The 25,752-nt window shown below is 63.9% G+C and carries 23 protein-coding genes and 1 tRNA gene; 8 read left to right on the top strand and 16 right to left on the bottom strand.

Going from position 1 to position 25,752, the window contains the following annotated elements; translation table 11 throughout:
• Positions 1-109: 109 nt before the first annotated feature.
• From BMY31_RS05185 to BMY31_RS05175, 3 genes are all read right to left on the bottom strand, one after another.
• Positions 110-460, bottom strand: coding sequence for a cupin domain-containing protein (locus BMY31_RS05185; RefSeq protein WP_078687484.1), 351 nt, complete (start codon positions 458-460; stop codon positions 110-112).
• A 66-nt stretch (positions 461-526) separates the two neighbouring features.
• Positions 527-2,089, bottom strand: coding sequence for an autoinducer-2 kinase (gene lsrK, locus BMY31_RS05180; RefSeq protein ID WP_091009024.1), 1,563 nt, complete (start codon positions 2,087-2,089; stop codon positions 527-529).
• Positions 2,090-2,122: 33 nt separating this feature from the next.
• A complete protein-coding gene (locus BMY31_RS05175; RefSeq protein WP_078687485.1) occupies positions 2,123-3,031 on the bottom strand; it encodes a sugar-binding transcriptional regulator in 909 nt (302 codons plus the stop codon).
• 425 nt (positions 3,032-3,456) lie between these two features.
• On the opposite strand from BMY31_RS05175, the gene BMY31_RS05170 reads away from it, so the two are divergent.
• The 7 genes from BMY31_RS05170 to BMY31_RS05140 all read left to right on the top strand — a co-directional run bounded on the left by BMY31_RS05170 (position 3,457) and on the right by BMY31_RS05140 (position 11,357).
• Positions 3,457-4,995, top strand: a complete 1,539-nt coding sequence (locus BMY31_RS05170; RefSeq protein WP_078687486.1) for a sugar ABC transporter ATP-binding protein — start codon at positions 3,457-3,459, stop codon at positions 4,993-4,995.
• Between the two features lie 43 nt (positions 4,996-5,038).
• Complete coding sequence (locus BMY31_RS05165; RefSeq protein WP_091008949.1) at positions 5,039-6,055, top strand: ABC transporter permease; 1,017 nt, start codon at positions 5,039-5,041, stop codon at positions 6,053-6,055.
• A gap of 2 nt (positions 6,056-6,057) precedes the next feature.
• Positions 6,058-7,110: an ABC transporter permease gene (locus BMY31_RS05160; protein WP_078687488.1), complete on the top strand. Its 1,053-nt coding sequence runs from the start codon at positions 6,058-6,060 to the stop codon at positions 7,108-7,110.
• Between the two features lie 30 nt (positions 7,111-7,140).
• Positions 7,141-8,271 carry a substrate-binding domain-containing protein gene (locus BMY31_RS05155; protein WP_091008946.1) on the top strand — a complete coding sequence of 377 codons (1,131 nt, stop codon included), beginning with the start codon at positions 7,141-7,143 and terminating at the stop codon, positions 8,269-8,271.
• Positions 8,272-8,355: 84 nt separating this feature from the next.
• The gene (gene lsrF, locus BMY31_RS05150; protein ID WP_078687490.1) at positions 8,356-9,249 is read left to right on the top strand and encodes a 3-hydroxy-5-phosphonooxypentane-2,4-dione thiolase; all 894 of its coding nucleotides are present in this window, start codon (positions 8,356-8,358) and stop codon (positions 9,247-9,249) included.
• A gap of 109 nt (positions 9,250-9,358) precedes the next feature.
• Positions 9,359-10,126: a hypothetical protein gene (locus BMY31_RS05145; RefSeq protein ID WP_091008944.1), complete on the top strand. Its 768-nt coding sequence runs from the start codon at positions 9,359-9,361 to the stop codon at positions 10,124-10,126.
• A 160-nt stretch (positions 10,127-10,286) separates the two neighbouring features.
• A complete protein-coding gene (locus BMY31_RS05140) occupies positions 10,287-11,357 on the top strand; it encodes a glycosyltransferase family 2 protein (RefSeq protein ID WP_078687492.1) in 1,071 nt (356 codons plus the stop codon).
• A 141-nt stretch (positions 11,358-11,498) separates the two neighbouring features.
• On the opposite strand, the gene pyrE is transcribed toward BMY31_RS05140, so the two are convergent.
• The 11 genes from pyrE to BMY31_RS05085 form a co-directional block, all read right to left on the bottom strand.
• Positions 11,499-12,164 (bottom strand): orotate phosphoribosyltransferase, encoded by a 666-nt coding sequence (gene pyrE, locus BMY31_RS05135; protein ID WP_078687493.1) that lies wholly within the window; start codon positions 12,162-12,164, stop codon positions 11,499-11,501.
• A 204-nt stretch (positions 12,165-12,368) separates the two neighbouring features.
• Positions 12,369-13,781, bottom strand: a complete 1,413-nt coding sequence (gene gltA / locus BMY31_RS05130; protein WP_091008941.1) for an NADPH-dependent glutamate synthase — start codon at positions 13,779-13,781, stop codon at positions 12,369-12,371.
• Positions 13,769-14,611, bottom strand: coding sequence for a sulfide/dihydroorotate dehydrogenase-like FAD/NAD-binding protein (locus BMY31_RS05125; protein ID WP_078687495.1), 843 nt, complete (start codon positions 14,609-14,611; stop codon positions 13,769-13,771). The genes gltA and BMY31_RS05125 overlap by 13 nt, the downstream gene beginning before the upstream one ends.
• A 229-nt stretch (positions 14,612-14,840) precedes the next feature.
• Positions 14,841-15,437, bottom strand: a complete 597-nt coding sequence (gene pth, locus BMY31_RS05120) for an aminoacyl-tRNA hydrolase (RefSeq protein ID WP_180371364.1) — start codon at positions 15,435-15,437, stop codon at positions 14,841-14,843.
• A gap of 183 nt (positions 15,438-15,620) precedes the next feature.
• Positions 15,621-16,616: a ribose-phosphate diphosphokinase gene (locus BMY31_RS05115; protein WP_078687496.1), complete on the bottom strand. Its 996-nt coding sequence runs from the start codon at positions 16,614-16,616 to the stop codon at positions 15,621-15,623.
• A 2-nt stretch (positions 16,617-16,618) separates the two neighbouring features.
• A complete protein-coding gene (gene glmU, locus BMY31_RS05110) occupies positions 16,619-18,013 on the bottom strand; it encodes a bifunctional UDP-N-acetylglucosamine diphosphorylase/glucosamine-1-phosphate N-acetyltransferase GlmU (RefSeq protein ID WP_078687497.1) in 1,395 nt (464 codons plus the stop codon).
• Between the two features lie 219 nt (positions 18,014-18,232).
• Positions 18,233-18,307: transfer RNA gene (locus tag BMY31_RS05105), tRNA-Gln, on the bottom strand.
• Between the two features lie 69 nt (positions 18,308-18,376).
• The gene (locus tag BMY31_RS05100) at positions 18,377-19,297 is read right to left on the bottom strand and encodes a peptidoglycan-binding domain-containing protein (protein WP_091008938.1); all 921 of its coding nucleotides are present in this window, start codon (positions 19,295-19,297) and stop codon (positions 18,377-18,379) included.
• 32 nt (positions 19,298-19,329) lie between these two features.
• Positions 19,330-20,439: a polyprenyl synthetase family protein gene (locus BMY31_RS05095; protein ID WP_257612377.1), complete on the bottom strand. Its 1,110-nt coding sequence runs from the start codon at positions 20,437-20,439 to the stop codon at positions 19,330-19,332.
• A gap of 6 nt (positions 20,440-20,445) precedes the next feature.
• The gene (gene galE, locus BMY31_RS05090; RefSeq protein ID WP_078687499.1) at positions 20,446-21,501 is read right to left on the bottom strand and encodes a UDP-glucose 4-epimerase GalE; all 1,056 of its coding nucleotides are present in this window, start codon (positions 21,499-21,501) and stop codon (positions 20,446-20,448) included.
• 177 nt (positions 21,502-21,678) lie between these two features.
• The gene (locus BMY31_RS05085) at positions 21,679-22,806 is read right to left on the bottom strand and encodes a serine hydrolase (protein ID WP_143802940.1); all 1,128 of its coding nucleotides are present in this window, start codon (positions 22,804-22,806) and stop codon (positions 21,679-21,681) included.
• Between the two features lie 207 nt (positions 22,807-23,013).
• On the opposite strand from BMY31_RS05085, the gene BMY31_RS05080 reads away from it, so the two are divergent.
• Complete coding sequence (locus BMY31_RS05080; RefSeq protein WP_219334857.1) at positions 23,014-24,267, top strand: U32 family peptidase; 1,254 nt, start codon at positions 23,014-23,016, stop codon at positions 24,265-24,267.
• A gap of 33 nt (positions 24,268-24,300) precedes the next feature.
• Here BMY31_RS05080 and BMY31_RS05075 read toward each other — a convergent pair whose 3' ends face one another.
• Both BMY31_RS05075 and BMY31_RS05070 read right to left on the bottom strand, forming a co-directional pair.
• Positions 24,301-24,546, bottom strand: a complete 246-nt coding sequence (locus BMY31_RS05075; protein ID WP_078687502.1) for a hypothetical protein — start codon at positions 24,544-24,546, stop codon at positions 24,301-24,303.
• A gap of 53 nt (positions 24,547-24,599) precedes the next feature.
• Positions 24,600-25,679 (bottom strand): DMT family transporter, encoded by a 1,080-nt coding sequence (locus tag BMY31_RS05070; protein WP_091008932.1) that lies wholly within the window; start codon positions 25,677-25,679, stop codon positions 24,600-24,602.
• Positions 25,680-25,752 lie beyond the last annotated feature (73 nt).

The following is a 25,752-nucleotide window of genomic DNA, read 5'->3' as shown; positions in this document are numbered from 1 at the left end:
GTGTCCCCAAAAAAGGGCGACGCGCGGTGTCTGGGACGCCGCGCGTCGTGGAAGGGAGGCCCGGGGGGGCAGAGGCCTTGGGCGGAGCGCCGGGCTTGTATGGCTCGCGCTAGTACTCGGGATTGTCGACGTTGACCTTGTCGACCTCCTGATAGGGTGCAAGGGTCGAGACCATCTTGACTGGCTGGTCGTAGGCGTTGTTGACGTAGTGCTCCTCGCCTGGCTCGATGTGGATGAAGTCGCCGGTCGTAAGGGTGTTAACCACGCCGTCTACCACAATGTCTATCTTTCCTTCTAGGATGAAGAAGTTCTCTTCCATCACGTTGTGATAGTGGGCCTGGAAGTCGTCGCCGGGCTGGAAGGCGACGAGCGCGTAGTTCATACGCGGCCCTTTCATCAGGTACTTGGGACCATAGGTCTTGTAGCGATACTCGAAGTCATTCTCGTTTACGACGAACATGGAGCCTCTTTTCTTGGTGGCCACCGGCTGGATGCGGAATCGTTTCTCGCGCGTCTTCTTTTCGACCTATATTCCAGGGGCGCTCCACATGGCTTTGGTCGCCTTGCCCTCGGCAAGGGAGAGCTGTGCCTGGTATACCGTGCGCCACTGCTGGTACAGCAGGCGGTAGGTCTCGTGGTTGTCCGCATTGGGCACGAAGGTCTTGTCCCACTTGACCACCTTCGCCGCCCCGTCTGCGACGCTTGCGTAGACGCCGATGCCAACGCCGGCCAGGATGGCGGCGCCCAGAGCGGTGGCTTCCTTTACGACAGGGACCTTGACTGGTTTTCCCGTGACGTCGGCAAGAATCTGGGCCCAGAGCGGGCTCTTCGAGGCGCCTCCTGCAAAGACGAGCTCTTGCGGCTCGTTGCCCGTCGCCTCGCGCACAAGGTCGATGTGGCCTAGGACAAGCATTGCCGTGTTCTCGAGGATCGCGCGGAAAAAGGTGTACTTGTTGAAGCGCTCCGGGTCGAGCTCGAAGTTGGTGAAGGTCGGTGCCGCGTGTGTCCAGTGGATGAAGTTCATGACGTCCGAGAAGCAGCAGAGCATTCCATGGGAGCCAGCGGGAATCTCGCGTGCCCGCTCGTTCATGACGTCGTACACGTCGCGGCCCTCTTGTCGGGCGATCTCCTTCTCGGCCTGGCAGAAGCCGTCGCGGAACCAGCGCATCACGAGGCCAGGCTTGAATGCGAGCGCCTCGTACTGCCAAACGCCGGGCACGGCATGGCAGTTTACGCGGACGCGGCACTTGGGGTCGGTGCTGCCGTTGTCGGTGTTGAATTCATACTGCCAGAAGCTGCCGCCGAAGACGCCGGCCTGACCCGGCTCGCAGGCGCCGATGCCTATCATGCCGAGCTGGCAGTCCCCGCCACCGACGATGACGGGCGTCCCCTCGGCGAGGCCGGTCTGCTCGGCGCCCCGTGCGTTGACGACGCCGATTTGTTCGCCACACTCTCGGACCTCGGGGAAGATGTCGCTCTTAATTCCGCAGCGCTCGGCGATGCTCGGATCCCAATCGCGATTAGAGAGGTTCATGATGCCGGTCGTTGACCCGTTCGACGGCTCGACTGCCAGGACCCCAGTGAGCTTATAGATGAGCCAGTCGTTGAACATTCCGACGCGCGCGCACTTCTCGTATATCTCGGGCATCTTGTTCTTGACCCACAGGAGCCTGGGAAGCGCCCCTAGGGCGTAGGTCTGTCCGCTCTCGAGGTAGATCTCGCGCTCGAGCTCGGGGTTCATTTGGATGAGCTCGGCTACCTCGTCGTTGGAGCGCGCGTCGACGTTCGCGCAGGCCCAAATGACCTCGCCTTGGACGTCGTACAGCAGGATTCCCTCTCGCATGCAGGTGGTCGAGACGGCGCGCACGTCACGGGCGTCCACGCCGGTCTTGGCGAGAACCTCTCTCACGCAGCCGCTCGCGAGGTCCCAGTTGTGCTTCCAGTCGAAGTCCATGGACCCGGGCCAGCGGGGGTCTTCCCGATGCGTCCACTCGGTCTGCGCGACACCTATCTGGTTGCCGTCAGTATCGAAGAGGACCGCACGTACGCTGCCCGTGCCTGCGTCGATGGCCATCAGGTACTTGCTCATAACCATCCCCCATTCCTGGCCCCTCCGGGGCCGTCAGGCGAGAATTGCCCGTGCCGTGCCTTCGTCGGTAATCAGGATGTCGAGGCAGCCGCCCTTGAGGACCGCGCGTATCGCGTCGGCCTTGTCGGGTCCGCCGGCAACTCCGACGACGTTGTCCATCTGCTTGAGGTCCTCGAGGCTCGTGCCCACCAGACGGTCCTCGATGTCGGTCGCTATGAGGTTGCAGTCGGCGTCGACGAAGTGGTCAAGAACGTCGCCGACCGCATTCTGCATGCTGAGCATCGTGAACTCGCTCTGAGAGATGATCCCGTTGCGCATGACCGTGGCGTCGGACGTCATGGCGCCGATGCCGACGACGCTCATGTTCGAGTGGGAGCTCATGCGCAGCACCTCCTGAACGCCGGGCTCCTGCATGAGGGCGTCTCGCACCTCTACGCTCGACACGACCAGGGGGGCGGGGATGAGGAACAGCCTCAGGTTGAAGGCGCTTGCGCCGACCATGGGAAGGTAGTAGTTGACCCCGCCGGTGAGGCTGATCACGTTGAGGTCGCGCTTGCCGCCGTTGGCGAGGTGCTTGAGGATGGCTCCCATGGTGTCGCCGTAGCCGACGTTGAGGAAGCCGCCGTCGCCAAGGTGCTGCGAGATGTACTGGGCGGCCGCACGGGCGACGCTCTCCTTGATGGAATCCGAGTCCTCCCTCGGGACAACGTAGGCGTCCTTGAGGCCGTAGCGGCTGATGAGGTCCTGCTCGACCGACATGCGCTTGTCGTCCTCGGGACGGAAGACAAACTGGATGACGCCCTGCTCGCGCGCATCGTTGAGCAGGCGAATCACCTTCGCCCTCGATACGCCGAGGTAGTTGGCAACTTCTTGCTGGGTGTGCTCCTGGAGGTAATAGTTCCAGGCAGCGCGCACCATCTGTTGGTACTCGAAGTCGACCATGGGGTCTCCAATCATGGCTAATGTTCACTCGTCAGACGAACGTGTCTCTGAAAAGTATAGCCAATGCAGTACTACGACATTAGACGAATGTGCGTCAACCGAACTTTTGCGCTAGTTACTTTGAACGCACCTCAAGTCTCGGCCAGCGGATGGGAGGCTTTGGCGGTAGGTGTCGCAATGTTCTTCTTACTACAAGATGTTGCAATAAAGTACGAGGTAAATAACGTGATTATGAGAAAAGGGGCCACTTTGGGCGGCTCTTCTGGCACCGTTTGCCGCCGCAAAATACCCGCTTGCCGCGCACCCGCAAATCACTACCGTATGTCCGACAAATGAAACAAGTGGCTACCTTTGTCGTAAACAATAGCAACGGAAAACATATGTCCAGGCGTAACGCGATATGTACGCAAGGGAGATGTGACGGGATGCTTAGGACTCCAGAGCCATACACTCCAGAAAGCACGCTCCTGTCGGTCCGCGACATCTACAAGTCCTTTGGCAGCAATGCGGTCCTCAAGGGCGTGAGCATCGACCTGGAGCCCGGCGAGGTGCTAGCCCTCATTGGTGGCAACGGGGCGGGCAAGTCGACGCTCATGAAGATCGTCATGGGCATCTACGGACATGACGCCGGAGAGATCTTCGTCGAAAACGTCAAGGTCGAGCACAACAGCACTAAAGAGGCGCTGTCGCGCAGCGTCTACATGGTTCCCCAGGAGCCGCTGCTATTTCCCAACATGACCGTGGCCGAGAACATCACCATCGGCTTCGACCGTCCGCAGGCCGAGCTCGACCGCGAGCTCGCCGAGGCGATGGACGAGGTCGGTTGGCACCTCGAACTCACGCGCAAGGCCTCGACGCTCTCCATCGCCGAGCAGGAGATGGTCGAGATCCTGCGAGGCATCATGCGTAAGTCCAAGGTCCTTATTCTGGACGAGCCCACCTCTGCCCTTGCCTTCGACGAGGTGAAGGCGCTCTTCTCGGTCGTCACAGGCCTGAGGGAGAAGGGCATCGGCATCATCTACATCACGCATCGCCTCAGCGAGGTCTTCGAGATTGCCACCCGCGTCTGCATCATGCGCGACGGCATCATCGCGACGGCCGGCGATGTGCGCGACTTCACCAAGGACGACCTGGTGAAAGGGCTTCTGCCTCCCAATGCGGCGAAGATCCGCCGCAAGAGCGGCGCATGTCCCAACGTAATCGACTACGACGCCGAGCCGGTCCTTGATCTGAGGGACTTCTCGGGCTTCGGCTTCAAGCACGTGAACCTCAAGGTCTATCCAGGCGAGATGCTCGGCCTTGCCGGCGTTGTGGGCGCGGGGCGCACGGAGATGGCGACCACCATCTTCGGGCGCGACAAGGTCCTGGGCGGAAAGGTGTTCCTCAACGGGAGGGACATCACGGGCAAGTCGACCAAGCAGGTCATCGCGTCGGGCCTTAACTATGTGTCGGAGGACCGCTTCAACTACGGAATCTTTGGCCTGAGGGACGTTGCCGAGAACACGACCTCCGCACTTCTTGGCGGTGGGCGCATAGGTTCGTTCCTGCTGAGCAAGGGCAAGGAGGACGCCGTCGCCCAGTCCTATGTCGACGACTTCCGCACGAAGGTCACGGGGCTCGCGCAGGAGGTCGGAAGCCTCTCTGGTGGCAACCAGCAGAAGATTGTCATCGGGCGCGCGTTCGCCACTGGCCCCAAGCTCGTCATCCTTGACGAGCCCACGCGCGGAATCGACGCGGCTGCGCGAGGCGACGTGTACGCCGTCCTCCAGGAGTTGCGCAAGACCGGCGTCTCCATCCTCCTCATCTCGTCTGACATGGAAGAGATCGTCGAGCTTGCCGACCGTGCGGTGACCATGTATCGCGGGCGCATCAACTGCGAGTTCTCGAAGGACGAGATAACCCAGGACAACCTCATGGCCGCTTCGTTCGGCGCTCTTGACCGCGAGTCGGCAAAAGCCATTTAGACGAGAGGCACCCCAGTCTGTGGAAGTAGGTGGAGGCACGGTTATGGAAGTCATCAAGAAGGCGCTCAAGGCGAGGGAGATAAGCTCGATCCTGTTTCTGATCGCGCTGTTCCTTGTCGTAGGGGCCATCAACCCTGCGTTTCTAAACGGGTCCAATGTCTCCGCGTGCTTCAACACAGCCGTCGTCTACACGCTCGTCGCCGTCGGCATGGCGTTCACGCTCTTCATCGGCGAGATTGACGTTTCGGTTGGTTCCAACCTCGGCCTGGTCGCGACGGTCGTCGGCATGATGCTTCGCGATGGGCAGGGCGTCGCCGTCGCCGTCCTGGTAGGCATCGCGATTGGCGCGCTCATAGGTTTTATCAACGGCTGGGGCGTCGCTGTCATGAAGGCACCCTCCCTCATCTTCACCTTGGGGACCAACGGCGTGCTGCGCGGCCTCATGTACCTCATAGCCGGTGGCGCGTGGGTCGAGAACCTCCCCAAGGCCTTCAAGGACTTCTCGGCCGTCACCGCCGTGGGCGACCTCACGGTCTACTACTGCGGCGTCGTCCTCGTGACCATTGCGATCCACCTCCTGCTGAAAAAGACCAAAGGAGGCCACAACTTCAAGGCGGTCGGTGACAACAGGGACGGTGCGAACCTGGTCGGAATCAACTCGACGCGCACGATGCTTTTGGCCTACGTGATCTGCGGAGTGCTCTCGGCAATCGCGGGCATCATCTTCTGCAGCCGCATCGGATTCGTGACCTCGACCTCCGGCAGTGGCTACGAGATGAAGGCGGTTGCCGCCTGCGTGCTCGGCGGCATCAGCCTGGCTGGTGGCGTGGGTTCGGTCATCGGATCGGCCGTGGGAGCGGTCATCATGGCATCCATCAGTTACCTGCTGGTATTCATGGGCTTCTCGTCGAACTACGACAACGCGATTACGGGAATCATCCTGATCGTCATCGTCGTCGTGGATGCGCTCATTCAGGTGCGCAGCGCCCGGAAGAACCGTCATGCTCGTCTGGCGGCGCGCGTCGGATCAGACGACGAGGGCCTGAAGGGAGGCGAGTAGCCATGGCTAAGGTCTCTGGCGGCGCAAGAGGGGTCTGGTCCCGCCTGTGCGCGGGGCAGGGCAGCTGGAATCTCCTGCTTATCGGGCTCATCATCGCCGAGTTCATCGTGTTCGGCGCGGCGAACCCCAAGTTCCTGAGGCCCACGCTCCTCTTTACGAGCCTGAACGACTCGCTGCCCGTCTTCATCATCTCCACGGCCGTCACGTTCGTCATGATCACCGGCGGAATCGACATCCAGGTCGCCTCCCTGGTGGGCCTAACCTCGATCATCGTCGGCGTCGCGTGGCAGGACTGGGGTCTCTCCATCTGGGGGGCGGTGGCCTTGGCCATCGTGGTCTGCGTCCTGTGCGGGGCGTTCTCGGGGTTCCTGATTGCGTACTGCGGGGTCCAGGCGATGGTCGTCACGCTCGGCGGCAGCTTCCTGTATTCCGGCCTCGCGCTGATCATCTCGACCTTCTCGAGTACGGAGAGCTACCAGGGAATCAGCGGCTTCCCGAGCGACTTCAAGTTCCTGGGCACCTACAAGCTCTTCGGGATGGTGCCGCTCCAGATGCTCGTCTTCCTGCTCCTTCTGGCGCTCTCGTTCGTCCTGCTCAACAAGACCAAGTATGGCCGCAGGGTCATCCTCTCGGGCACCAACCCACGCGCCGCGGAGTACTCCGGCATCAATACGCGCCGCACGGTCATGAGCACCTACATGCTCAGCGCACTCTTCGCGGCAATCGCTGGCGTCCTTCTCACCTCGTATCTCGGCACCGCGAAGTCCGACCTCGGCGCCGACCTCACCATGGACATCATTACTGCAGTCGTTCTGGGCGGCACGCTGGTCACCGGCGGGAAGGGCTCCGTCATCGGCGTGGCGCTCGCATCGTTCGCGATCGGCCTCGTGCGCTTTGGCATGCCGCTCTGCTTCAAGGTCGGTACGCAGTATCTGGATATCCCCATCGGCGTCCTGCTGATGGTGATCATTCTTGGCCGTTCGGCAGCCGGAAGCATGGGGGTCCTTCCCTGGCTGAAGTCGCTGCTCGGCAAGAAGGAAGTAGCGAAGGTATAGGGCGGGGTTACAGCATTTGGAGGTAGTTTTATGAGTCAGCTTTCACGTCGTAGCTTTGTCAAGGCAAGTGGTTCCACGGTTGCGCTCCTGGGTCTTGGGCTCATGGGCTGCGGCGGCCAGGCCCCCGCAGACGGTGGCTCCTCTGGCTCCGGCGCGTCCGAGGGCGGCGACATCAAGGGTAAGACCGTTGCCTTCATCCCGAAGGTGACCGGAAACGCCTTCTTCGAGTCCGCCAACAACGGTGCCCAGAAGCACGCCAAGGACTGGGGCTTCACCGTTGACTACCAGGGAGACGCGACGGCGTCCGTCTCCGCGCAGGTCTCCGTCATCAACAACGTCGTCGCTGCGGGCGTGGACGCGCTGTGCATCTCGACGGTCGACGCGGCAGGCGTCTCCGACGCGCTGAAGGCCGCAGCTGACGCGGGCGTGACCGTCTGCGCCTGGGACTCCGACGCCAACCCGGAAGATCGCGCGCTCATGGTCTCCCAGGGCACGCCCGAGATCCTGGGCCAGATGCTCATTGACATGTCCGTCGACGGTCTCAAGCAGCGCGGCAAGGATCCCGAGAAGGACCCCATCAAGTACGTCTGGCACTACTCGCAGGCGACCGTTACCGACCAGAACTCCTGGCACGTCGCGGCAGAGAAGGTCATTAAGGAGAAGTATCCCAACTGGACCAACGTCCACGAGGACAACTACTACTCCGAGCAGGACGCCGAGAAGGCCATCTCCATCGGCGAGTCCATCCTGGACGCCTACTCGGACATCGACCTGATCATCTGCAACGACTCCACGGCCCTGCCTGGCCAGTGCCAGGCCGCCGAGAACAAGGGCTACGATGCCCAGAAGATCACGATTACCGGCTTCGCGTCGCCCATGTCCATCAAGGACTTCTGCGACCACGGCACGATCTACAACTGGGGCCTTTGGGACTGCGGCCTGCAGGGTGCCATGGGGTGCTACGTCTCGGCGTTCCTTGCGGCGGGCAACAAGGTCAAGGTCGGTGACAAGATCGACATTCCCGACATCGGCGAGTGCGAGGTTCTGGCCAATGACTCGATCTCTGAGGGCGCCAAGACTGCAGACGAGAACAACGGCGTAATCCTGCTCCCCGAGCGCCTCGTCTTTACCTCCAAGAACGTCGGCGACTACGACTTCTAATTACTTCTCGGATCTGTAACGCGGAGGGTCGACGGGCTCGCCCGCCGGCCCTCCTCTTGCGGGAAACGCAGAAAGGAACGCACCATGGCAGATCTCGATGGGGTCAAGGTGGCAAAGGACTACCACGTTGACATCCCGTTCGCCAACGACAGGGGCTTCTACGTCAAGGGCGCGAACAGCCTCGATTGGGGCATGAAGAAGCACCTGTCTAACATCTTCAGTCCCAAGAGCGGCAACACGGTCATGTTCGCCTTCGACCATGGCTACTTCATGGGGTCCACGGCCGGTCTCGAGCGCCTTGACCTGCTGCTCCCCAGGCTCGCGCCCTACATCGACGTCTTCATGGGGACGCGCGGCGCCCTGCGCGACTGCGTGCCGCCCGAGATTGTGAAGTCCGTCGCCCTGCGCACCACCTCGGGCTCCTCGATGCTGCAGGAGGATCTCTCCCACGAGGTCGTTGCCGTCGACATCGAGGACGCGATCCGCCTGAACGCCGACTGCATGGCCGTCCAGACCTTCATCGGAGGCGACGGGCAGCTCTCGAGCATCGACAACCTCAGCCGCACCATCAACGCGGGCTTCCGCTACAGCATTCCGACCCTCGGCGTCTGCGCGGTGGGGAAGGACATGGAGCGCACGGGCCGCTTCTTCAAGCTTGCGACGCGCATCATAGCCGAGATGGGCTGCCAGATGGTGAAGACCTACGACTGCGAGGACTTCGAGGAGGTCGTTGCCGCCTGTCCCGTGCCCATCGTCGTCGCCGGTGGCAAGAAGCTTCCCGAGAAGGACGCGCTTCACCTTGCCTTCGACGTCATTCGCAAGGGTGCTCGCGGCGTTGACATGGGGCGCAACATCTTCCAGAGCCCGTATCCCGTCCAGATGGCGCAGGCAGTCGGTAAGATAGTCCACGAGGGCTACACCGATGCCGAGGCCTACGAGTTCTTGCAGGACTCGGTCAGCGACGCCAGCAAGGCGTAGCCTGGCTGCCAAAAGCATGGCGGGACGCCGCCTCCGGGGCATTCCGGGGGCGGCGTCCCCTCTCATTGGGTATCATCGGTACAGAAACGATTGGCTGCAGGGAGGCACCATGCTTTTCAAGGAGCGCGAGAAGTTCGAGCGCACGGACGTTTGGCACTACGATCCTAAGTTCAACCCGGTGGCGGTTGCCGTCCTCGTGGTGATTTTCGTCGCGCTCGCCCTTGTGGTGTCTAGCCTCTGGGGCAAGGCGAACCAGCCGACCCGCATCTCGGACGAGGCCCTCGGCAGTGCGGTCAAGTCCCAGGAGGGCGCCACCAGCCCAGATGGCTATTCCTTCTCGTCGCACTCGTTCACTAACGTCCTCGTGCTCACCGTTGACGACGTGAGCGCCGAGAAGCCCCAGCTGAAGCGTGCCGAGATCCTCACGCTCGACGCGACGGCCCGTACGGCCGCAATCGCGTCGATTCCCCTGGACACCAAGGTCGCGAACGGCGAGACCGAGACGACCCTGGCCGAGCTCTACCAGGAGCAGGGGCCCTCCGCCTGCATCGTCCCCATCGCCGGTGCGTCAAACCTGAGGATGACCCACGTGGTCGTCGCGACGGAGGACGTCTGGGACAAGGTTGCTGCGCTCAAGGGGCATGGCGTCTCGGCCATCCTGGGGTCCGCGTCCGACATCTTCTCGTCCATCAACACCGACATGAGCGTTAGCGACATGATGAGCCTCGCCGAGCTCGTCCAGTCCATCGGTGTCGCGAACTTCCAGCACTTCGACGCCGCCGTCACGTCGGAGGACAACGGTGCGGGCGGGACGCGATCGGTTCTCGACCCCGTGCAGCTTGGCGTCCAGCTGGGAATCCTGGTCGCCGCGCAGTGACGTTCACGGGTTCCTCGGTCTGTGAATCTGCTGAAATCCTTTGATAATCACGCCACGTTCACATGGCAGCTTGCGCGCTAGGCGATAATCACCCTGTGCGGCGAGTCCCGTTTGGCCTCGCCCGTGTAGTTCGAACCCCGTGGTCTGGAGATATCGCAGCATGACCCCAAGGTTGCCCAAGATATCGATCATCATGCCGGCGTATAACGTCGACAGGTACGTGCGAAGGGCGGTCGAGAGCCTGCAGCACCAGACCTTTGAGGATTGGGAGCTTCTGGCCGTCGATGACGGCTCGAGTGACCGCACCGGCCAGATTCTGGACTCCATCGCCGACAGGGACATCCGCGTCACGGTCATCCACCAGGAGAACGGCGGCGCACCGGCAGCACGCAACAATGCGCTTGACCGTGCCCGCGGCAAGTACGTGATGTTCTTCGACGCCGACGACTGGGCGGAGCCCCAGATGCTCGCCGACATGGTCAAGTTCGGCGACGCGCATGACCTCGAGCTGGTCATTGCCGGCTTCTACATCGACACCTACTACGGCGCCGCCGACCAGCACACCACCGAGGTGAAGAACTGCCCCGATGCGGTCTTCGCAACCCAGACAGACTTCCGCGCCGCCGCATGGCGACTGTTCGACGTGAACCAGCTGTATCCACCCTGGAACAAGCTGTTCCTGCGCTCGCGCATCGAGGAGCTTGGGCTGAGGTTCCGTCCCACGTTCTGGGACGACTTTCCCTACGTGCTCGACTACATTCGCGACGTCCAGAAGGTAGGCGTCATCTCGCACCCGTACTACCACTTCATCCGTCAGCGCAGCGAGTCCGAGACCGCGCGCTGGAGGCCGGACATGTACGACAAGCGCGAGGAGGAGCATGGCTGGATGCTCGACCTCTACCACCACTGGGGACTCGACGGTGACGCTGCCAGCATGGAGATGGTCCAGCGCCGCTATGCGGAGCGACTCGTGGGCTGCATCGAAAACGTCTGCAACCCCAAGTGCACGCTGAGCGTCCACCAGAAGATGGCCGAGATCGAGCGCATGATCTCGACTGACCGAGCTCAGGTTGCCGTCGCCGTGGCGCGTCCGCACTCCCGCATGATGCAGATGATGCTCGCGCCGATCAGGCAGAGGAACGCTGCGCTTGCGTATCGCGAGGGCAAGTTCATCTCGTTCGTGAAGCGCCACAACACAAAGCTCTTCGCGACGCTCAAGGCCAACCGCTAGGGGTGGGGAGCTGGTGTCACAGCGCCTCGTGCGCCTCCGCAAGAGAAAGGAAGACTGGTGGAGAAGTACGTGCTTCTCCACCAGTCTCATATTTGTCCCTGCGACCTCCCTCGCGGCCGTATGGGGGCTTTGGCCCGAGGTCTACTCCTTCGCACCGTACTTTTCGTAGTAGGCGTCGATGGCGGCCTTGAGCTCTGGCGTGATGACCGAGCCCTCGAGCTCCTCGACGACTTCGGCCATGCTGACGATGCTGGTGACGGGGAAGCCGTACTTCTCTTGGATCTCCTGCTGCGCGCACACCTTGCCGCCCTTGCCGACCTCCATGCGGTTGAGCGAAACGATGAGGCCCTTGACGTCGACGTCGGCTGCGGCCTTCAGCTTGGGGTACGTCTCGTCGATCGACTTGCCCGAGGTGGTGACGTCCTCGACGATGACGACGCGATCGCCGTCCTTCAGCTCGGCGCCCAGCAGCTGGCCCTTGTCGGCGCCATGGTCCTTGGCCTCCTTGCGGTCGGAGCAATAGCGAATCTCCTTGCCATAGAGCTCGTGATAGGCGACGGCGGTCACGACGGACAGGGGGATGCCCTTGTATGCCGGGCCGAATACGATGTCGAAGTCGTCGCCGAAGTTGTCGTGGATTGCCTGTGCGTAGTAGCGGCCCAGCATCAGGAGCTGCTCGCCGGTCACGTAGGCGCCTGCGTTCATGAAGAACGGGGACTTGCGACCGCTCTTGAGCGTGAAGTCGCCAAACTTGAGCACGTGGCTGTCGACCATGAACTGAATGAACTCGCGCTTGTAGTCCTGCATCAAAGGTCCCCCTTCTTTGGGTGTGGCTTGCCTCGTCAATGGTAGTGCATGGGCGGGGCCTGGGGCCGTGCGAAGCGCCGCTTGTGCGTCGCACGGCCAAATGCACATGGCATAACGTTCGTTTGAGAACGGAGGCCGACCCTTCGGGGTCGGCCTCCGTCTGAATCGCTTTCGCGCGCCTTCCGCTTGGGGGACGTCGCTTGGCTACTCCTGGTCCGTCAGCACCTTGGTCATGTCGGCGGCAGCCTTCTTGCCCGCGCCCATGGCCAGGATGACCGTTGCGGCGCCGGTGACGATGTCGCCGCCTGCCCAGATCTTGGGGTTGGAGGTGCGGCCCGTCTCCTCGTCGGCGATGATGTAGCCCCACTTGTTGAGCTCCATGCCGCCAATCTTCTTGGCGAAGGGGTTGGCGTTGGTGCCGATTGCGGAGATCGCGACGTCGCAGGGAATCTCCTCGACGGCCCCCTCGATGGGGACGGGGCGACGGCGCCCGGACTCGTCGGGCTCGCCCAGCTCCATCTTCTGCACGCGCACGCCGCAGACGTTGCCGTCCTCGCCCTTGAGGAACTCGAGGGGGGAGACAAGCGGCATGACCTCGACGCCCTCGGCCTTGGCGTGGTGGAGCTCGGCCTTACGGGCAGGCATCTCGTCCTCGGTGCGGCGGTAGGCGATGATCGCGCGCTCGGCGCCCAGGCGCTTTGCGGTGCGGACGGCGTCCATTGCGACATTGCCGCCGCCGAAGACGATGACCTGCTTGCCATGCTTGGTGGGGGTGTCGAACTCGGGGAACTTGTTCGCCTTCATCAGGTTCACGCGCGTGAGGTACTCGTTGGCGAAGAAGACGTTGGGGAGGTTCTCGCCCGGGATGTTCAGGAACTTGGGGAGGCCGGCGCCGGTTGCGACGTAGATCGCGTCGAAGCCCTTCTCGCCCAGAAGCTCCTCGGCATCAGCGAGGTTGCCCATAACGGAGTTGAATTCAAACTTGACGCCCATGTCCTTCAGGCCGTCGATCTCGCGCTTGACAACGGCCTTGGGCAGACGGAACTCGGGAATACCGTAGACCAGAACGCCACCGCCCGTGAAGAACGCCTCGAAGACGGTGACCTCGAAGCCGTTGCGCGCCAGCTCACCGGCGCAGGTGATGCCGGAGGGGCCGGAGCCGATCACGGCGACCTTCATGCCATTGGAGGGCTTCATCTCGGGTTTGCTCGCGAGCTCGGGCTGGTCGCCCAGGAAGCGCTCGAGCTGGCCGATTGCGACGGGCTCGGACTTGATGCCGCGAATGCACTTACCCTCGCACTGGTTCTCCTGCGGGCAGACGCGGCCGCAGATGGCGGGCAGCATCGAGGACTCGCGGATGATGTCCAGGCCGGCGCCGAAGTCCCTCTCGGCGATCTTCTCGATGAAGGCGGGGATGTTGATGTTGACGGGGCAGCCCTGGACGCACTTGGGGTTCTTGCACCTCATGCAGCGCTCGGCCTCGGCGACTGCCATCTCCTCGGTGAAACCGCGGTCGACCGGACGGAAGTCGCGGGCACGCTCCTCTGCGGGCTCCTCGTTGTCTGCAGTGCGGGGTGCCTTCATGTCGGCAACCCAGCGACCATTTACCTGTGGCATGCGCAGTTCGCCTCCTCATAGGCCTTGAGGGACTGGCCCTCCTCGGTACGGTATGCAGCCTGACGTGCGCGAAGGTCATCCCAGTCGACCTTCGTTGCGTCGAAGTCGGGGCCGTCGACGCAAGCGAACTTGGTCTGGCCGTCGATCTCGACGCGGCAGCAGCCGCACATGCCCGTGCCGTCGACCATGATGGGGTTGAGCGACGCGGTGATGGGGGTGCCGAACTTCTGGGCGGTGAGCGTGGAGAACTTCATCATCGGGACGGGGCCGACGCAGAAGACCTGGTCGACGGCCTTGGCATCCAGCAGACGCTCGAGGGGGGCAGTGACGACGCCCTTCTCGCCGTAGGAGCCGTCGTCCGTGGTGATGTGGACGTGGTCCTCGGGTAGGATGGCCCTGAACTGGTCCTCGAGCAGCAGGAGGTCCTTGGTGCGGGCACCCATGATGGCGTGCACCTCGTGGCCGGTCGCCGCCAGCTGACGAGCGACCGGGAATGCGATGGCGAGGCCGACGCCGCCGCCGATGACGCACCACCTGCCGTCACCCATCTCGGTGGGCTGGCCAAGGGGGCCCGTGACGTCGAGCAGGGAATCTCCGGCCTCGTACGAGGACAGCATGGTCGTGGTCTTTCCGACGACCATGAAGATGAACTCGACCCAGCCCTCTTCGGCATTCCAGTCCGCAAACGTGAACGGAACGCGCTCGCCGCTCTCGTTCGGGCGCACCATCAGGAACTGGCCAGCGTGGGCGTGCTTGGCCATCTCTGGTGCCTCGATGCGGAACTTGAAGACCTTCTCCGAGAACTGCGTCTTTTCGAGGATCTTGTACATCAACGAACTCCTCTCACAAAACACTGCCACTTGCGCAGCGGCGCACCGCCGCGAATACCGTTACGGCGAGCGCCCCCCGTGCGCTCGCAACTCGACATGATAGCTAACCAGTCACGAAAATGCGTGACGTATTGGCTGTTGGACGCTATTGCTCGGCAGAGCTTGGGGCTCGCCGAGGGTGCGGGTGCCGAGGAGCCCGAAGAAGCCGTCGAGAAACCCTGCCCGCCCGCTAGCGGATGCTGTCCTGGCACCAGAGCACCCCACGCTCGAGGCACTTCTCGCAGGCTGAGGCCGCGTCCTGGGCGGTGACCTCGAACTCGTCTAAAAAGCTGCCCTTGAGCTGGCGCAGCGCGTAGTCGGCGACGCTCATCTTTCCGGGCGGCCTGCCGATGCCGAAGCGCAGGCGCGCGAAGTCGCGCGTGCCGAGCTTGTCTGCGATCGAGCGCAGCCCGTTGTGGGCGTTGAGCCCACCGCCCCACTTGACGCGGATGGTCCCTACGGGCAGGTCCACCTCGTCGTGCACCACCAGAATCTCCTGGGGCGATATGCGCAGCTCGCGCATGAGCTTGGAGAGGGGGCCGCCGCTGGTGTTCATGTAGCTCTGCGGCTTGGCGAGGATGACCTCATGAAGCTCGCCGCCCGCGCGCAGCTTGGCGTCGGCCATCTCGCAGCCCGCCTGGCTCTTCCAGTACGAGACGTGCGAGCGTTCCGCGAGCGCGTCGACGGTTGCGAAGCCCGCGCTGTGTCGGGTGCGCGCGTATTCGGGTCCTGGGTTGCCCAGGCCGCAGATCAGCTTTATCTCTTTGGGTTGTGCCTGCTTGGCCATGACGTGTCCTTTGGTGCGTGTCCAGCGATTCTCTTCTGGCTTCATCTTATATTGTACCTGCGACGCTGCTGGCGCCCCCGTGGGTCGCAAGGGCCGTCCCACTTGGGGCGCCGCGCAAAAAGGGCCGCCCCAAGTGGGACGGCCCTTGCGTGTCGTGCTGCTAGGCGAGCTGGAGGCCGCCTATTACATCTCGGAGTTTCCGCCTGAGACGCCGGAGACCGGCTTGTCGGCGTAGACCGCGTAGATGGCGTCGGCCAGCTCCTGGGCGATGGAGATGCTCTTGATCTTGGAGCCGACGGTGTTGGCGACGGCGCAGGGGATAGCGTCGGTGACGACGCACTCCTCGATGGGGGCGTTCTCGAGGCGCTCGATAGCGGGGCCCGAGAAGATGCCGTGCGTGGCGCTGATGTAGATGTCGCCTGCGCCCATCTCCTTCAGCTTGGTGATGGAGCCCACCAGGGTGCCCGCGGTGTCGATCATGTCGTCGTTGACGATGCAGGTCTTGCCCTTGATGTTGCCGATAATGCCCATGACCTCGGCGGCGTTGTGCTTCGGGCGGCTCTTGTGGGCGATCGCGACCTCGCAGCCCAGGTAGTCGGAGAGCTTCTTGGCGACCTTCGCGCGGCCCATGTCAGGCGAGACGACGACGGTGTTATTCATGTCGAGGTTCTTGGTCTTGAAGTAGTCGCCGAACTGGTAGAGGGCGGTCAGGTGCGTGACGGGGATGTCGAAGAAGCCCTGGATCTGGTTGGAGTGCAGGTCAAGCGCGATGACGCGGTCGACGCCGGCGGCCTCGATCAGGTTTGCGACGAGGCGGGCGGTAATCGGCTCGCGCGAGGCGGCCTTGCGGTCCTGGCGGGCATAGCCGTAGTGGGGGATGACCACCGTAAAGCTCGCGGCGGACGCGCGCGTGGCGGCATCGGCGACGATCAGGGTCTCCATGAGCAGGTCGTTGACGTTCTGGCCGGCGATGGACTGGACGAAGAAGACCTCGCTGCCACGGACGGTCTCCTCAAAGCGGGCGTAGGTCTCACCGTTGGCGAACTTCTCGAGCTTGAGGCCGGAGAGCTCGAGGTGCAGGACGTTCGCGATCCTCTGTGCGAGCTGGGGGTTGCCCGTTCCCGTGTAGAGTCGAATGTTCTTCTCGACGTTGAGAGGCTGGCTCAGGTTCTCGTACATCTCTACTTGTTCCCTTTCTCGAGACGCTCACGGCGCTTTGCGGCGTATCCGGCAATGATCTTCTCGTCAGAGCGCTCGATGGCGAGCGCGCCGGCGGGGACATCCTTGGTGATGCAGGAGCTGGCGCCGGTGATGGCGTCTGCCCCAATGCTGACGGGGGCGACCATCATGGTGTCGGAGCCAATGAAGGCGCCGTCGCCGATGAAGGTCTTGTTCTTGTGGACACCGTCGTAGTTGCAGGTGATTGAGCCGCCGCCAATGTTGACGCCGGCACCCATGGTGGTGTCGCCAATGTAGGAGAGGTGCGGGACCTTGGAGCCCTCGCCCACGGTGGAGTTCTTGAGCTCGACGTGCGTGCCGGCCTTGGCGCCCTTGCAGAAGTGGGTGCCGCCGCGCAGGTAGGCGCGGGGGCCGCAGTTGACGTCGTCGTCGATGGAGGAGTCCACGATGATGGTCTCGTCCACGGTGCAGCCGTTGCCGACCGTGGCGTTCTCGAGGCGGCTGTTCGGGCCGATGGTGCAGTCGCAGCCCACGGAGGTCTTGCCCCAGACAAAGGTCTGGGGGAGAAGCACGCAGTCCTGCCCGATCGTGGCTTCGGGCCCGACCCAGACCTGATCCGGGTCGAGCATGGTGACGCCCCGGGCCATGAGGCCCTCGTTGATGCGGCGCTGCATGATCTTGGTGGCCTGTGCAAGCTGGATGCGGCTGTTGACGCCCAGAAGCTCGGAGTAGTCGTCGCAGTGGACGCATGCAACGGGCTCGCCCATGCCCACGTAGATGCCGACCATGTCGGTCAGGTAGTACTCGCCCTGGACGTTGTCGTTGCCGACCTTGTCGATGTTCTGGCTCAGGCGACGGCCGCAGAAGCAGTAGACGCCCGAATTGCACTCGAGGAGCTTCTCGCGCTGCTCGGGCGTGCAGTCCTTGTGCTCGATGATGCCTTGGACTGCGTCCGACTCGTCGGTCTGGACGCGGCCGTAGCCGGTCACATCGGGCGGGGTCATGGTTAGGACGGTGCAGGCGTTGTGCTCGCTCGTGCTCTTGGCGACGAGCGCCTCGATGGTCTCGGGGCGGACGAGCGGGGAGTCGCCGGAAAGGACGACGACGGGGCCGCCGAACCCGCCCAGGGCGTCGCGCACCACGCGTACCGCGTGGCCGGTGCCCAGACGCTCGGTCTGCTCGACGAACTCGACGTCCTTGTCAGCAGAGAAGTACGAGCGGACTTCGTCGGAGCCGTTGCCGACTACGAGGACGATTCGCTCGATTCCGGCCTTGCGCGCCGAGTTGACTGCCCACCAGGCAAGGGGCTTTCCCAGCATGCGGTGCATTACCTTGGGGTGGCGCGACTTCATGCGCGTTCCCTCGCCAGCTGCGAGGACGATCGCGGTTACAGGCATGTAGAGGCCTCCAGTGTGCGTAAGCGGTTTTGGCGTGCGCCACCCAAACAATCAAGTGGCGTTCACAGCTCTTTAATGATAATCGCCTGAATCGGCGGAACCGCATTTCAGACGGCATGCAGACGATTTACACACAGCCGCTTGGCGTCCTGCCGACGTCTTGGAGGGGCTCTCGATAAGAAAAAAGCCGGCGCCCCATGGGCGCCGGCGAGGGTGCGTTGGCTGGGGTACTAGGATTCGAACCTAGGTTACAGGCACCAAAAACCCGTGTCCTAACCACTGGACGATACCCCAATGCTTCGCAGCGTTGGGGGCCTGGCCACGCCTTGCGCGGCTCGGCCTAGCCACCGCTCACTCAGTTTATCAGAAATCGAAAGCCGAGCATATGGCGTCAAGCAGCATGACCGCGAAGGTCTGGGCGTCGCCCATGGTGAAGGTGCCGTCGTACCCCAGGCCGTGGGGAAGCTCCACGCGGATGACGGGGACCCTGCTGCCGGCAGCGCGGCGGCTCTCGCAGGTGGTGCGCAGGCGCGCCGGAAGGGTGTCAACGTCGTCGGCGGTGAGGTTGGCGAGCTTGCTGCCGTCGGGCAGGGGCTGCGTCGAGAGCAGGATGACGGCGGTGTCGCCCTCGCGCGGGGAATCGACGTTGTCGATTAGGTCAAGTCCGCTCTTGTCGCTGGTGGCCGAGGCAAGGTTCCAGATACGGCCGGCGACGTTGCGCGAGATTGGGTCCTCCGCAGCAATGGAGATCTGGACGTTGTCCAGGACGCTGGCCGCTCGTGCGAAGCCCATGCCGCCCATGGGATGCGGACCTGCGGCGGGCTTGCCCGCCCACACGTGGTGCAGGCGATCGATCGCGTCGAAGGTGTCGGGGAAGGCCATGCCGTCGGCAAGCATGCCCTGGCTCTCCTGGAACTGCTTCACCGCGGCCTCGGTGTGCACGCCAAAGCAGCCGTCTGCGTCACCGCACGAGAAGCCAAGGATGTTGAGCCTCTGCTGCAGCTCGCGCACGTCGTTGCCGTGAAGGTTGGGAAGACGCAGGTAAAGGGTCCTATCGCCCAGCTCGTAGCAGGCGTCGACCAGCTCGGACCACGTCGCGGCGTCGATCTCGGCGCCCAACTGCATTCCGTGGTCGAGTCTGAACTTCGCGACGGCGGAAGCGGTGGAGGGGCCGAAGGCCTTGCTCTCGCGCTCGCTTGCGTCGATGTCATAGCCGAGGGACGCCAGGCGCTCCTGAATGTCCTCAACTGCGGCGCCGCTGGCGCCTTCGCGAATGGGATCCATGTCAATCTCCGATATCCGTTGTCGTTAGGCGCCTAGCCCAGGCGCTCGACAAAAAAGTCTGCCATAGAAATGAGCGTTGCATATGACTTGGGAAAAAAGTCCGCAGAAGCAAGACGGCCCTTGGCATCGTCGACGAGTCGGCGTGCCTCGTCCCTCACGTGCTCGATTGCCCCCGATTGCCTCATGAGCTCGACCGTGCGGGCCAGGTCGCCCTCATCGGTCGTTCCGCTGTCAAGAAGTGCCTGCAGCTCGGCTCGCTCGTCTTCGTCGAGCTGCGCGAGGGCCCAGACGGCCGCGAGCGTGCGCTTGCCCTCGGTAATGTCGCTGCGGAAGTCCTTGCCTTGCGCGGCGGCGTCGCCCACGAGGTTGAGGAGGTCGTCCTGAAGCTGGAAGGCCAGGCCGCAGCTCATGCCGAACTCGCGCAGCGCCCCCACCTGGCGCTCGCTCGCCCCGCCACAGATGGCGCCTGCGGCCAGCGGCACGGCGGCCGAGTAGTAGGCCGTCTTGTGCGCCGCCATGTACAGGTAGTCGTCGGGCGTGATGTTCCAGCGACCGTCGCGGACCCAGCCCAGGTCGAGCGCCTGGCCCTCGATTGTCCGCTCCTCAAGGGCAGTGAGCTCGCGCAGCAGGCGGAGCTTGGTCTCGGCACCCAGGGTCGCATCGTCCAGAACGACGCGCGAGGCGTTCACGAGCGCGAGGTCGCCAATGTTGATGGCGACGCCCACGCCCTCGGTCACGTGGACGCAGGGCTCGCCGCGACGCAGCTCGCCCTTGTCCGCGATGTCGTCGTGAATCAGCGCGGCGCTCTGGAAGTTCTCGACGGCGCAGGCGAACGAGAGGGCGCGCGCGGGGTCGGCCCCGACGGCCTCGGCGCCCAGCATGCACAGTGCCGGGCGCGTGCGCTTGCCTCCGGAGGAGGTGAAGCGCGAGAGGGGGTCGTAGAGGTAGCGGCTCAGGTCGAGGCGGATCCCGTCACCGGGCTCGCCCGCCTTGCCGGCGTTTGGCTGCGTTCGCCTGAGCGCGTCCTCTATTGCCTGGTGCCTCTCGGCGAGGTAGGCGACGAAGCCCTGGGCGCCCATGTGCTTCTCGGCTGCATGGACGCCCAGGGGAGCCTCGCTGCTCTGGGCTTCGTTGTTGGGCACGGGCTCTTACTCCTCGTAGCCGTTGGGGTTCTTGAGCTGCCAGTTCCAGGAGTCGCGGCACATCTCGTCGATGCCGTACTGTGCCTCCCAGCCCATCTCGCGTTTGGCCTTGCTGCAGTCCGCGTAGTTCGCAGTCACGTCGCCGGCGCGGCGCGGGTCGATCTGGTAGGGAAGCTCCTTGCCGCAGGCCTTGCTGAAGGCCTTGACGATCTCGAGGACGCTGGTGCCCTTGCCGGTTCCCAGGTTGAAGATCTCGACTCCCTCGCGGCCGTTCATCCAGCTCAGTGCGGCGACGTGGCCGGAGGCGAGGTCCATCACGTGGATGTAGTCGCGCACGCCCGTTCCGTCGGGGGTGTCGTAGTCGTCGCCGAAGACGTGGACGCACTCGCGCTTGCCCACGGCCACCTGCGCGACGTAGGGGAGCAGGTTGTTGGGGATGCCCTTGGGGTCCTCGCCCATGAGTCCCGAGGGGTGAGCTCCGATGGGGTTGAAGTAGCGAAGGAGGACGACGTTCCACTCGGGGTCGGCGACGACCAGGTCGCTCAGGATCTGCTCGATCATCCACTTGGTCCAGCCATAGGGGTTGGTGGCCGGCTTCTTGGGGGACTCCTCGGTCAGGGGCAGGCTGTCGGGGTCGCCGTAGACGGTCGCGGAGCTGCTGAAGATGATCGACTTGCAGCCGTGCTCGCGCATGACGTCCAGCAAGACGAGGGTGTTGCCCAGGTTGTTGCTGTAGTACTCGATGGGCTTGGTGACGGACTCGCCGACGGCCTTGAAGCCGGCAAAGTGGATGACGCGGTCTATCTGGTTGTCGTCGAACACGCACTCCATGGCAGCGCGGTCGTTCACGTCAGCGCGGTAGAACGAGAGGTTCCTCGCATGCTCCTCGCCGACGATGGTGTCGATGCGGTCGAGGACCTTCTCGCTCGCGTTGGACAGGTCGTCTACGATGACGACCTGGTAGTCGTTTTGGAGTAGCTCGACTACCGTGTGGCTGCCGATGAACCCGGCGCCGCCGGTAACGAGGACGGTTGTGTCTTTGGGATCCTTGGTCTCACTCATGGGTGTCCTTTCAGGATGTCGTTGTCCGGCCTGCGCCGCCGCGCATGCCGTGGTGCGTTCGAGACGCAACGGGAAGAAGTATACGGTTGCGGCGTGTGCGCGGTATGGATGGCAAGCTCGCGGAAAAGGCTAGGCAACGTGACTGACCATGTTTCCAAGGCGAGAAGCGCCTCCGCCCTAGGCCGCGGCACCCTCGCCCCGTGAGGCCAGGACGAGCTTGGAGCTGCCACCGCACATCTTGCCGTGGGCGGCGTTGAGCGCGTCGAGCACTGGCATGAGCGCGTCGAAGTCGGAGGGCGCGTCGGTGAGGACCGCGACGGCGTAGTCGCCGCAATCCGAGAACACGATGCCGTTGTCGGCGGTCGCCGTGGAGGCAAGCCCCTCGTTGGCGGGGTACCAGCCGGGCTTGGACCAGACGGTGTAGCGGTCGCGCAGCAGCCCTCCCCAGGCGGAGTGGTTGGACTGCGCAAGGCATGAGGTCAGAAGGTCAGAGCCCGCCTCGCCGGACGTTCCGAAGCGGTATATCTCCTTCCAGCAGCCCAGCATTCCGTTGGCGCTCATGTGTGGGTAGTTGTAGGTGTAGGCCTCGCGCGCGGACTCGGGGGCGTAGCTCGAGAGCCAGTTGCCCCAGGTACGGTAGCCGTAGGTCTTCAGCAGGCTGCGGAAGGCGTCGTTGTCAGAGTTGACGATGCAGCTCTGTATGGTCTCCCCGCTGGTGCTTGCGGCGCTGCCCCCGGTGGTCTCGAGCACGGCCGTGCAGTAGAGCGCCTTGCAGCTGCTCGCGGGATAGAACAGCTTGTCTGCCTGGTAGCTGATGGACCTGCCGGTCGAAAGGTCGACCAAGGCGAAGCCCATGTCGTAGCCGCTCGCGCGAAACGTCGCGACGGCGGACTCGAGGTTCTGATAGGTCGGTGTGTCGACGAATCCCTCGGGCGCGCAGGACGTGATGCCCGCGTCGCTGGTGACGGTGGCCATCGATGCCGCGGCGCCCGTCTCGAGCGGGGTCTTGTCCTCCCCGTCGGCTGCGGCCGGGTTCTCCTTGGGGTCTGCGGCGCCCTTGTCGACCTCGGCGCCTGCGTCCTTCTCGCCCGCCTGCTCCTCTGCGGCGGGTTGGGCGCTTGCGGTCTTTTGGCGGGAAAGGAGCGAGAACAGCGCCTCGCGCGTTGCCGGCGCCGCGAGCGCGCAGACGGCAGCCAGGACAAGCGCTGCCGCCACCGCCTTCGGACGGTTATGCCGTTCGCAAGACGTGCTCTCGCCTGCATTCGCGGGGTCGGTCTTCTGGTTGCGCGCGTGTTTGCCTGACACTTTCGTCCTCGTCTCTGGATGGGGCCGCCTGCCGAATCGAGTATAGCCGCCCTGCGGTCTGCTTGTTTGTTGTCGGGGCAGGGCGACGCCGCGCGGCGCCTCCTTGCGTGAGGTACTCTGGGCTGGAACGAAAACGAGCCGCGACGGTGCCGTCGCACGTCAAAGGGGCGCGCGGCCACCGTCCGAGGCGCCCGGATTCGGATATGAATGATGGATGAGCGCCCCGCATCAGCCCTGCCCATGAAGCTCCTCTCGCCCGCGGGCGGCCCCGAGCAGCTTCGCCAGGCCATTCACTTTGGTGCGGACGAGGTCTACCTTGCGGGCAGCCGCTGGGGCATGCGCGCGCGCAGCAAGAACTTCGACCGCGACCAACTGGTGGCGGCGGTGCGGGAGGCCCATGCGGCGGGCGTGAGCGTGCACCTGACCCTCAACACGATTATGGGCGACGAGGACATCGACGCGCTGCCCGAGTACCTGCACTTTATCGACGAGATAGGTGTCGACGCGGCGATCGCGGCGGACCTAGGGGCCATCTCGCTCCTGCGCGAGCACGCCCCCCACGTCGAGATCCACGCCTCGACGCAGACCTCCATCATGAACGCGCGTGCCGCAGAGGAGTATGCGCGCCTGGGTGCCCGTCGCCTGGTGCTCGCCCGCGAGATGAGCGTCGAGGACGTCGCCCGCCTGCGCGAGCGCCTCTCGCCCGAGCTCGAGATCGAGGTGTTTGCCCACGGCTCGATGTGCATGGCCCTCTCGGGGCGCTGTCTCCTTTCGAGCGAGCTCGTGGGGCGCGAGCGCGGCGCGAACGTGGGCGCCTGCACACAGCCCTGCCGATGGGGCTGGGCGCTGGTCGAGGAGTCCCAGCCGGACGTGCGCCGCATGCCCGTCGAATACGACGGGTCTTGGAGCTACATCCTCAGTTCGAACGACCTCTGCATGCTCGACCACCTGGGCGACCTTGCCCAAGCCGGCGTCTCGGCCATCAAGATCGAGGGTCGTGCCAAGGGCGCCTACTACACGGCTTGCGTAACCAACGCCTACCGTCACGTTCTGGATGGCGAGCCCGCCTCCGCCTGGATGGGCGAGCTGGACGCCGTGAGCCACCGTCCGTACTCCACGGGCTTCTTCTACGGCAATCCCACGCAGAACCCGGGGCGCGTGGAGTACGCGCGCGACAGGCTCATGGTTGCCACGGTCGAGAAGTGCGCCCCCCTTGGCGGCGGCAGGGGCTACTCCTGTGAGGTCAGGTGCCGCAACAGGGCAGCCTTCGGCTCCATCCTGCAGGTGCTTTCCGCAACGGAGCCTATCAGGGAGTGCTCCCTGGAGGCCGCTGACCATTGGGACGAGGCGACCGGCTCGTGGGAGCCCGTGTCACAGATGAACCGGGCAATGGACCTCTATCGCGTCGAGCTGCCCTTTGCGGTCGAGCCGCTGGACATACTCTGCCTCAAGTCCGAGTAGGGGCTTCGGCCTGCGTGCCGGGGTGTCCCGGGGCTACATCATGCAGGAAGGGCCGTTCTGCCCGCGGTCGTTGCCGCTGAGCACGTAGCTCGTGCTGGCCTTGCGCATGTTGAGCTCGCGCAGCTCGCACTCGCCCTCGATGTAGGGAAGATAGAACTTGTCGACGGAAGCGGCCTGCGTGCTGGCCCCGTCGCACTCGTCGCCCCACGAGAGGGCCTCCTGCACGATGGCGATGCGCTCTTCTCGCGTGGTGTCCTTGATGAGCTTGCTCTTGTGCATGATTCTCCTTCACTACGATTTTGGTTGCTGGGTCGCGTGTCCCTGGTGTGGCGCTATGCCGCGCGGCGCTCGGTAAGGGCGCGCACGGCAGCCTCCTGCTCAAGCATTCCCCTGCGCAGCATGCCCGCGAGCTCATTTCGGGCGTGCGTGGCCCGTCCCGTGCCGCCGGAACGAGCGGGCAGTTTCAGGTTGACGGCGACGATGCCCGCGGACACGAGCGCGAGGGCAAGGCCCGCGCGCACGGGGTCGATGCTGGCCCTCTCGCCCAGGATGAGGGCGGAGAGTCCGGCGCCGAAGACCGGGTTCATGAAGCCGAAGACCGTGACGCGCGAGACGGGGTTTGCCGAAAGCAGCATCGACCAGAGCGAGTAGGCCGCCGCCGAGATGAACCCCATGTAGACCAGAAGTGCGATGGCCTCGGGGCCGCAGGGGCTCAGGGTTCCGCCCGCGAAGGCCCCCGCGAGCGTGAGTGCCAGGCCGCCTACAAGGAACTGCCAGCCGCTCAGGAGAACCGGGTCGTGGTCCTTGGAGAGGCCCTGGATCAGGCAGGACGAGGTGGCCGCCGCGAATGTCGAGAAGAACACGAGCCCCTCTCCTCCGAGCGAGAGCGTGAACGTGCCACCGGCCTTGACGTTGACCAGGGCGACTCCCGCGAAGCCCACCAGGCAGCCGATGACCTTACGTGGGGTCAGGCGCTCCTGCCTGAAGACGACCGCTGCGAGGATGATGGCCAAAAAGGTGCTGCTGGCCTCTATGATCGAGCTCGACGTGCCGCTCGCGTGCGAGAGGCCGGGGTAGAAGAGCCCGTACTGAAGGATGGTTTGGAACAGCGACAGGCGCGCGATTGCGCTCCAGTCGCGCTTTTTGGGGACGAGTGCCCGTCCGCGTGCGACGCTCATGGCGGCTATCACCATCGTGCCCGCAAGAACGAAGCGCACGCCGGCAAACAGCAGCTGAGATGCCGTGTCCTGCCGGGCGATCGCGAACAGGCCATTGCCGACCTTGGTGCAGGGGAAGGCCGAGCCCCACAGGAAACAGCTGCAGAGCGCAAACAGGAGCACGCCGTGCGTGCTTGAAAGGAATGCGCTGTCGTTCGTTTTCGTGCTGCCGCGGAGGCCGTCGTTCGACGCCATTGGCCGCTCCCCTCGGGCCGATTGCCCTTTTGATTTGCTAGTTACGATTGACTACCTTTGCACTCTTGGGTTT

The sequence above is a fragment of the Parafannyhessea umbonata genome, from assembly GCF_900111255.1.
Taxonomy (GTDB): Bacteria; Actinomycetota; Coriobacteriia; order Coriobacteriales; family Atopobiaceae; genus Olsenella_J; species Olsenella_J umbonata_A.
The sequence above is the reverse complement of the archived record's forward strand: the minus strand, read 5'-3'. Positions and strand labels throughout refer to the sequence as shown.

Coding starts and splice junctions, on each gene's coding strand:
- BMY31_RS05075 (WP_078687502.1), bottom strand. CDS start 24,546: ATGCACAAGAGCAAGCTCATCAAGGACACCACGCGAGAAGAGCGCATC.
- glmU (WP_078687497.1), bottom strand. CDS start 18,013: ATGCCTGTAACCGCGATCGTCCTCGCAGCTGGCGAGGGAACGCGCATG.
- BMY31_RS05155 (WP_091008946.1), top strand. CDS start 7,141: ATGAGTCAGCTTTCACGTCGTAGCTTTGTCAAGGCAAGTGGTTCCACG.
- BMY31_RS05070 (WP_091008932.1), bottom strand. CDS start 25,679: ATGGCGTCGAACGACGGCCTCCGCGGCAGCACGAAAACGAACGACAGC.
- gltA (WP_091008941.1), bottom strand. CDS start 13,781: ATGCCACAGGTAAATGGTCGCTGGGTTGCCGACATGAAGGCACCCCGC.
- BMY31_RS05170 (WP_078687486.1), top strand. CDS start 3,457: ATGCTTAGGACTCCAGAGCCATACACTCCAGAAAGCACGCTCCTGTCG.
- BMY31_RS05140 (WP_078687492.1), top strand. CDS start 10,287: ATGACCCCAAGGTTGCCCAAGATATCGATCATCATGCCGGCGTATAAC.
- BMY31_RS05165 (WP_091008949.1), top strand. CDS start 5,039: ATGGAAGTCATCAAGAAGGCGCTCAAGGCGAGGGAGATAAGCTCGATC.
- lsrF (WP_078687490.1), top strand. CDS start 8,356: ATGGCAGATCTCGATGGGGTCAAGGTGGCAAAGGACTACCACGTTGAC.
- BMY31_RS05100 (WP_091008938.1), bottom strand. CDS start 19,297: ATGGATCCCATTCGCGAAGGCGCCAGCGGCGCCGCAGTTGAGGACATT.
- BMY31_RS05145 (WP_091008944.1), top strand. CDS start 9,359: ATGCTTTTCAAGGAGCGCGAGAAGTTCGAGCGCACGGACGTTTGGCAC.
- lsrK (WP_091009024.1), bottom strand. CDS start 2,089: ATGAGCAAGTACCTGATGGCCATCGACGCAGGCACGGGCAGCGTACGT.
- BMY31_RS05080 (WP_219334857.1), top strand. CDS start 23,014: ATGATGGATGAGCGCCCCGCATCAGCCCTGCCCATGAAGCTCCTCTCG.
- pyrE (WP_078687493.1), bottom strand. CDS start 12,164: ATGCAGGACTACAAGCGCGAGTTCATTCAGTTCATGGTCGACAGCCAC.
- BMY31_RS05115 (WP_078687496.1), bottom strand. CDS start 16,616: ATGTACGAGAACCTGAGCCAGCCTCTCAACGTCGAGAAGAACATTCGA.
- pth (WP_180371364.1), bottom strand. CDS start 15,437: ATGGCCAAGCAGGCACAACCCAAAGAGATAAAGCTGATCTGCGGCCTG.
- BMY31_RS05185 (WP_078687484.1), bottom strand. CDS start 460: ATGTTCGTCGTAAACGAGAATGACTTCGAGTATCGCTACAAGACCTAT.
- BMY31_RS05125 (WP_078687495.1), bottom strand. CDS start 14,611: ATGTACAAGATCCTCGAAAAGACGCAGTTCTCGGAGAAGGTCTTCAAG.
- galE (WP_078687499.1), bottom strand. CDS start 21,501: ATGAGTGAGACCAAGGATCCCAAAGACACAACCGTCCTCGTTACCGGC.
- BMY31_RS05175 (WP_078687485.1), bottom strand. CDS start 3,031: ATGGTCGACTTCGAGTACCAACAGATGGTGCGCGCTGCCTGGAACTAT.
- BMY31_RS05160 (WP_078687488.1), top strand. CDS start 6,058: ATGGCTAAGGTCTCTGGCGGCGCAAGAGGGGTCTGGTCCCGCCTGTGC.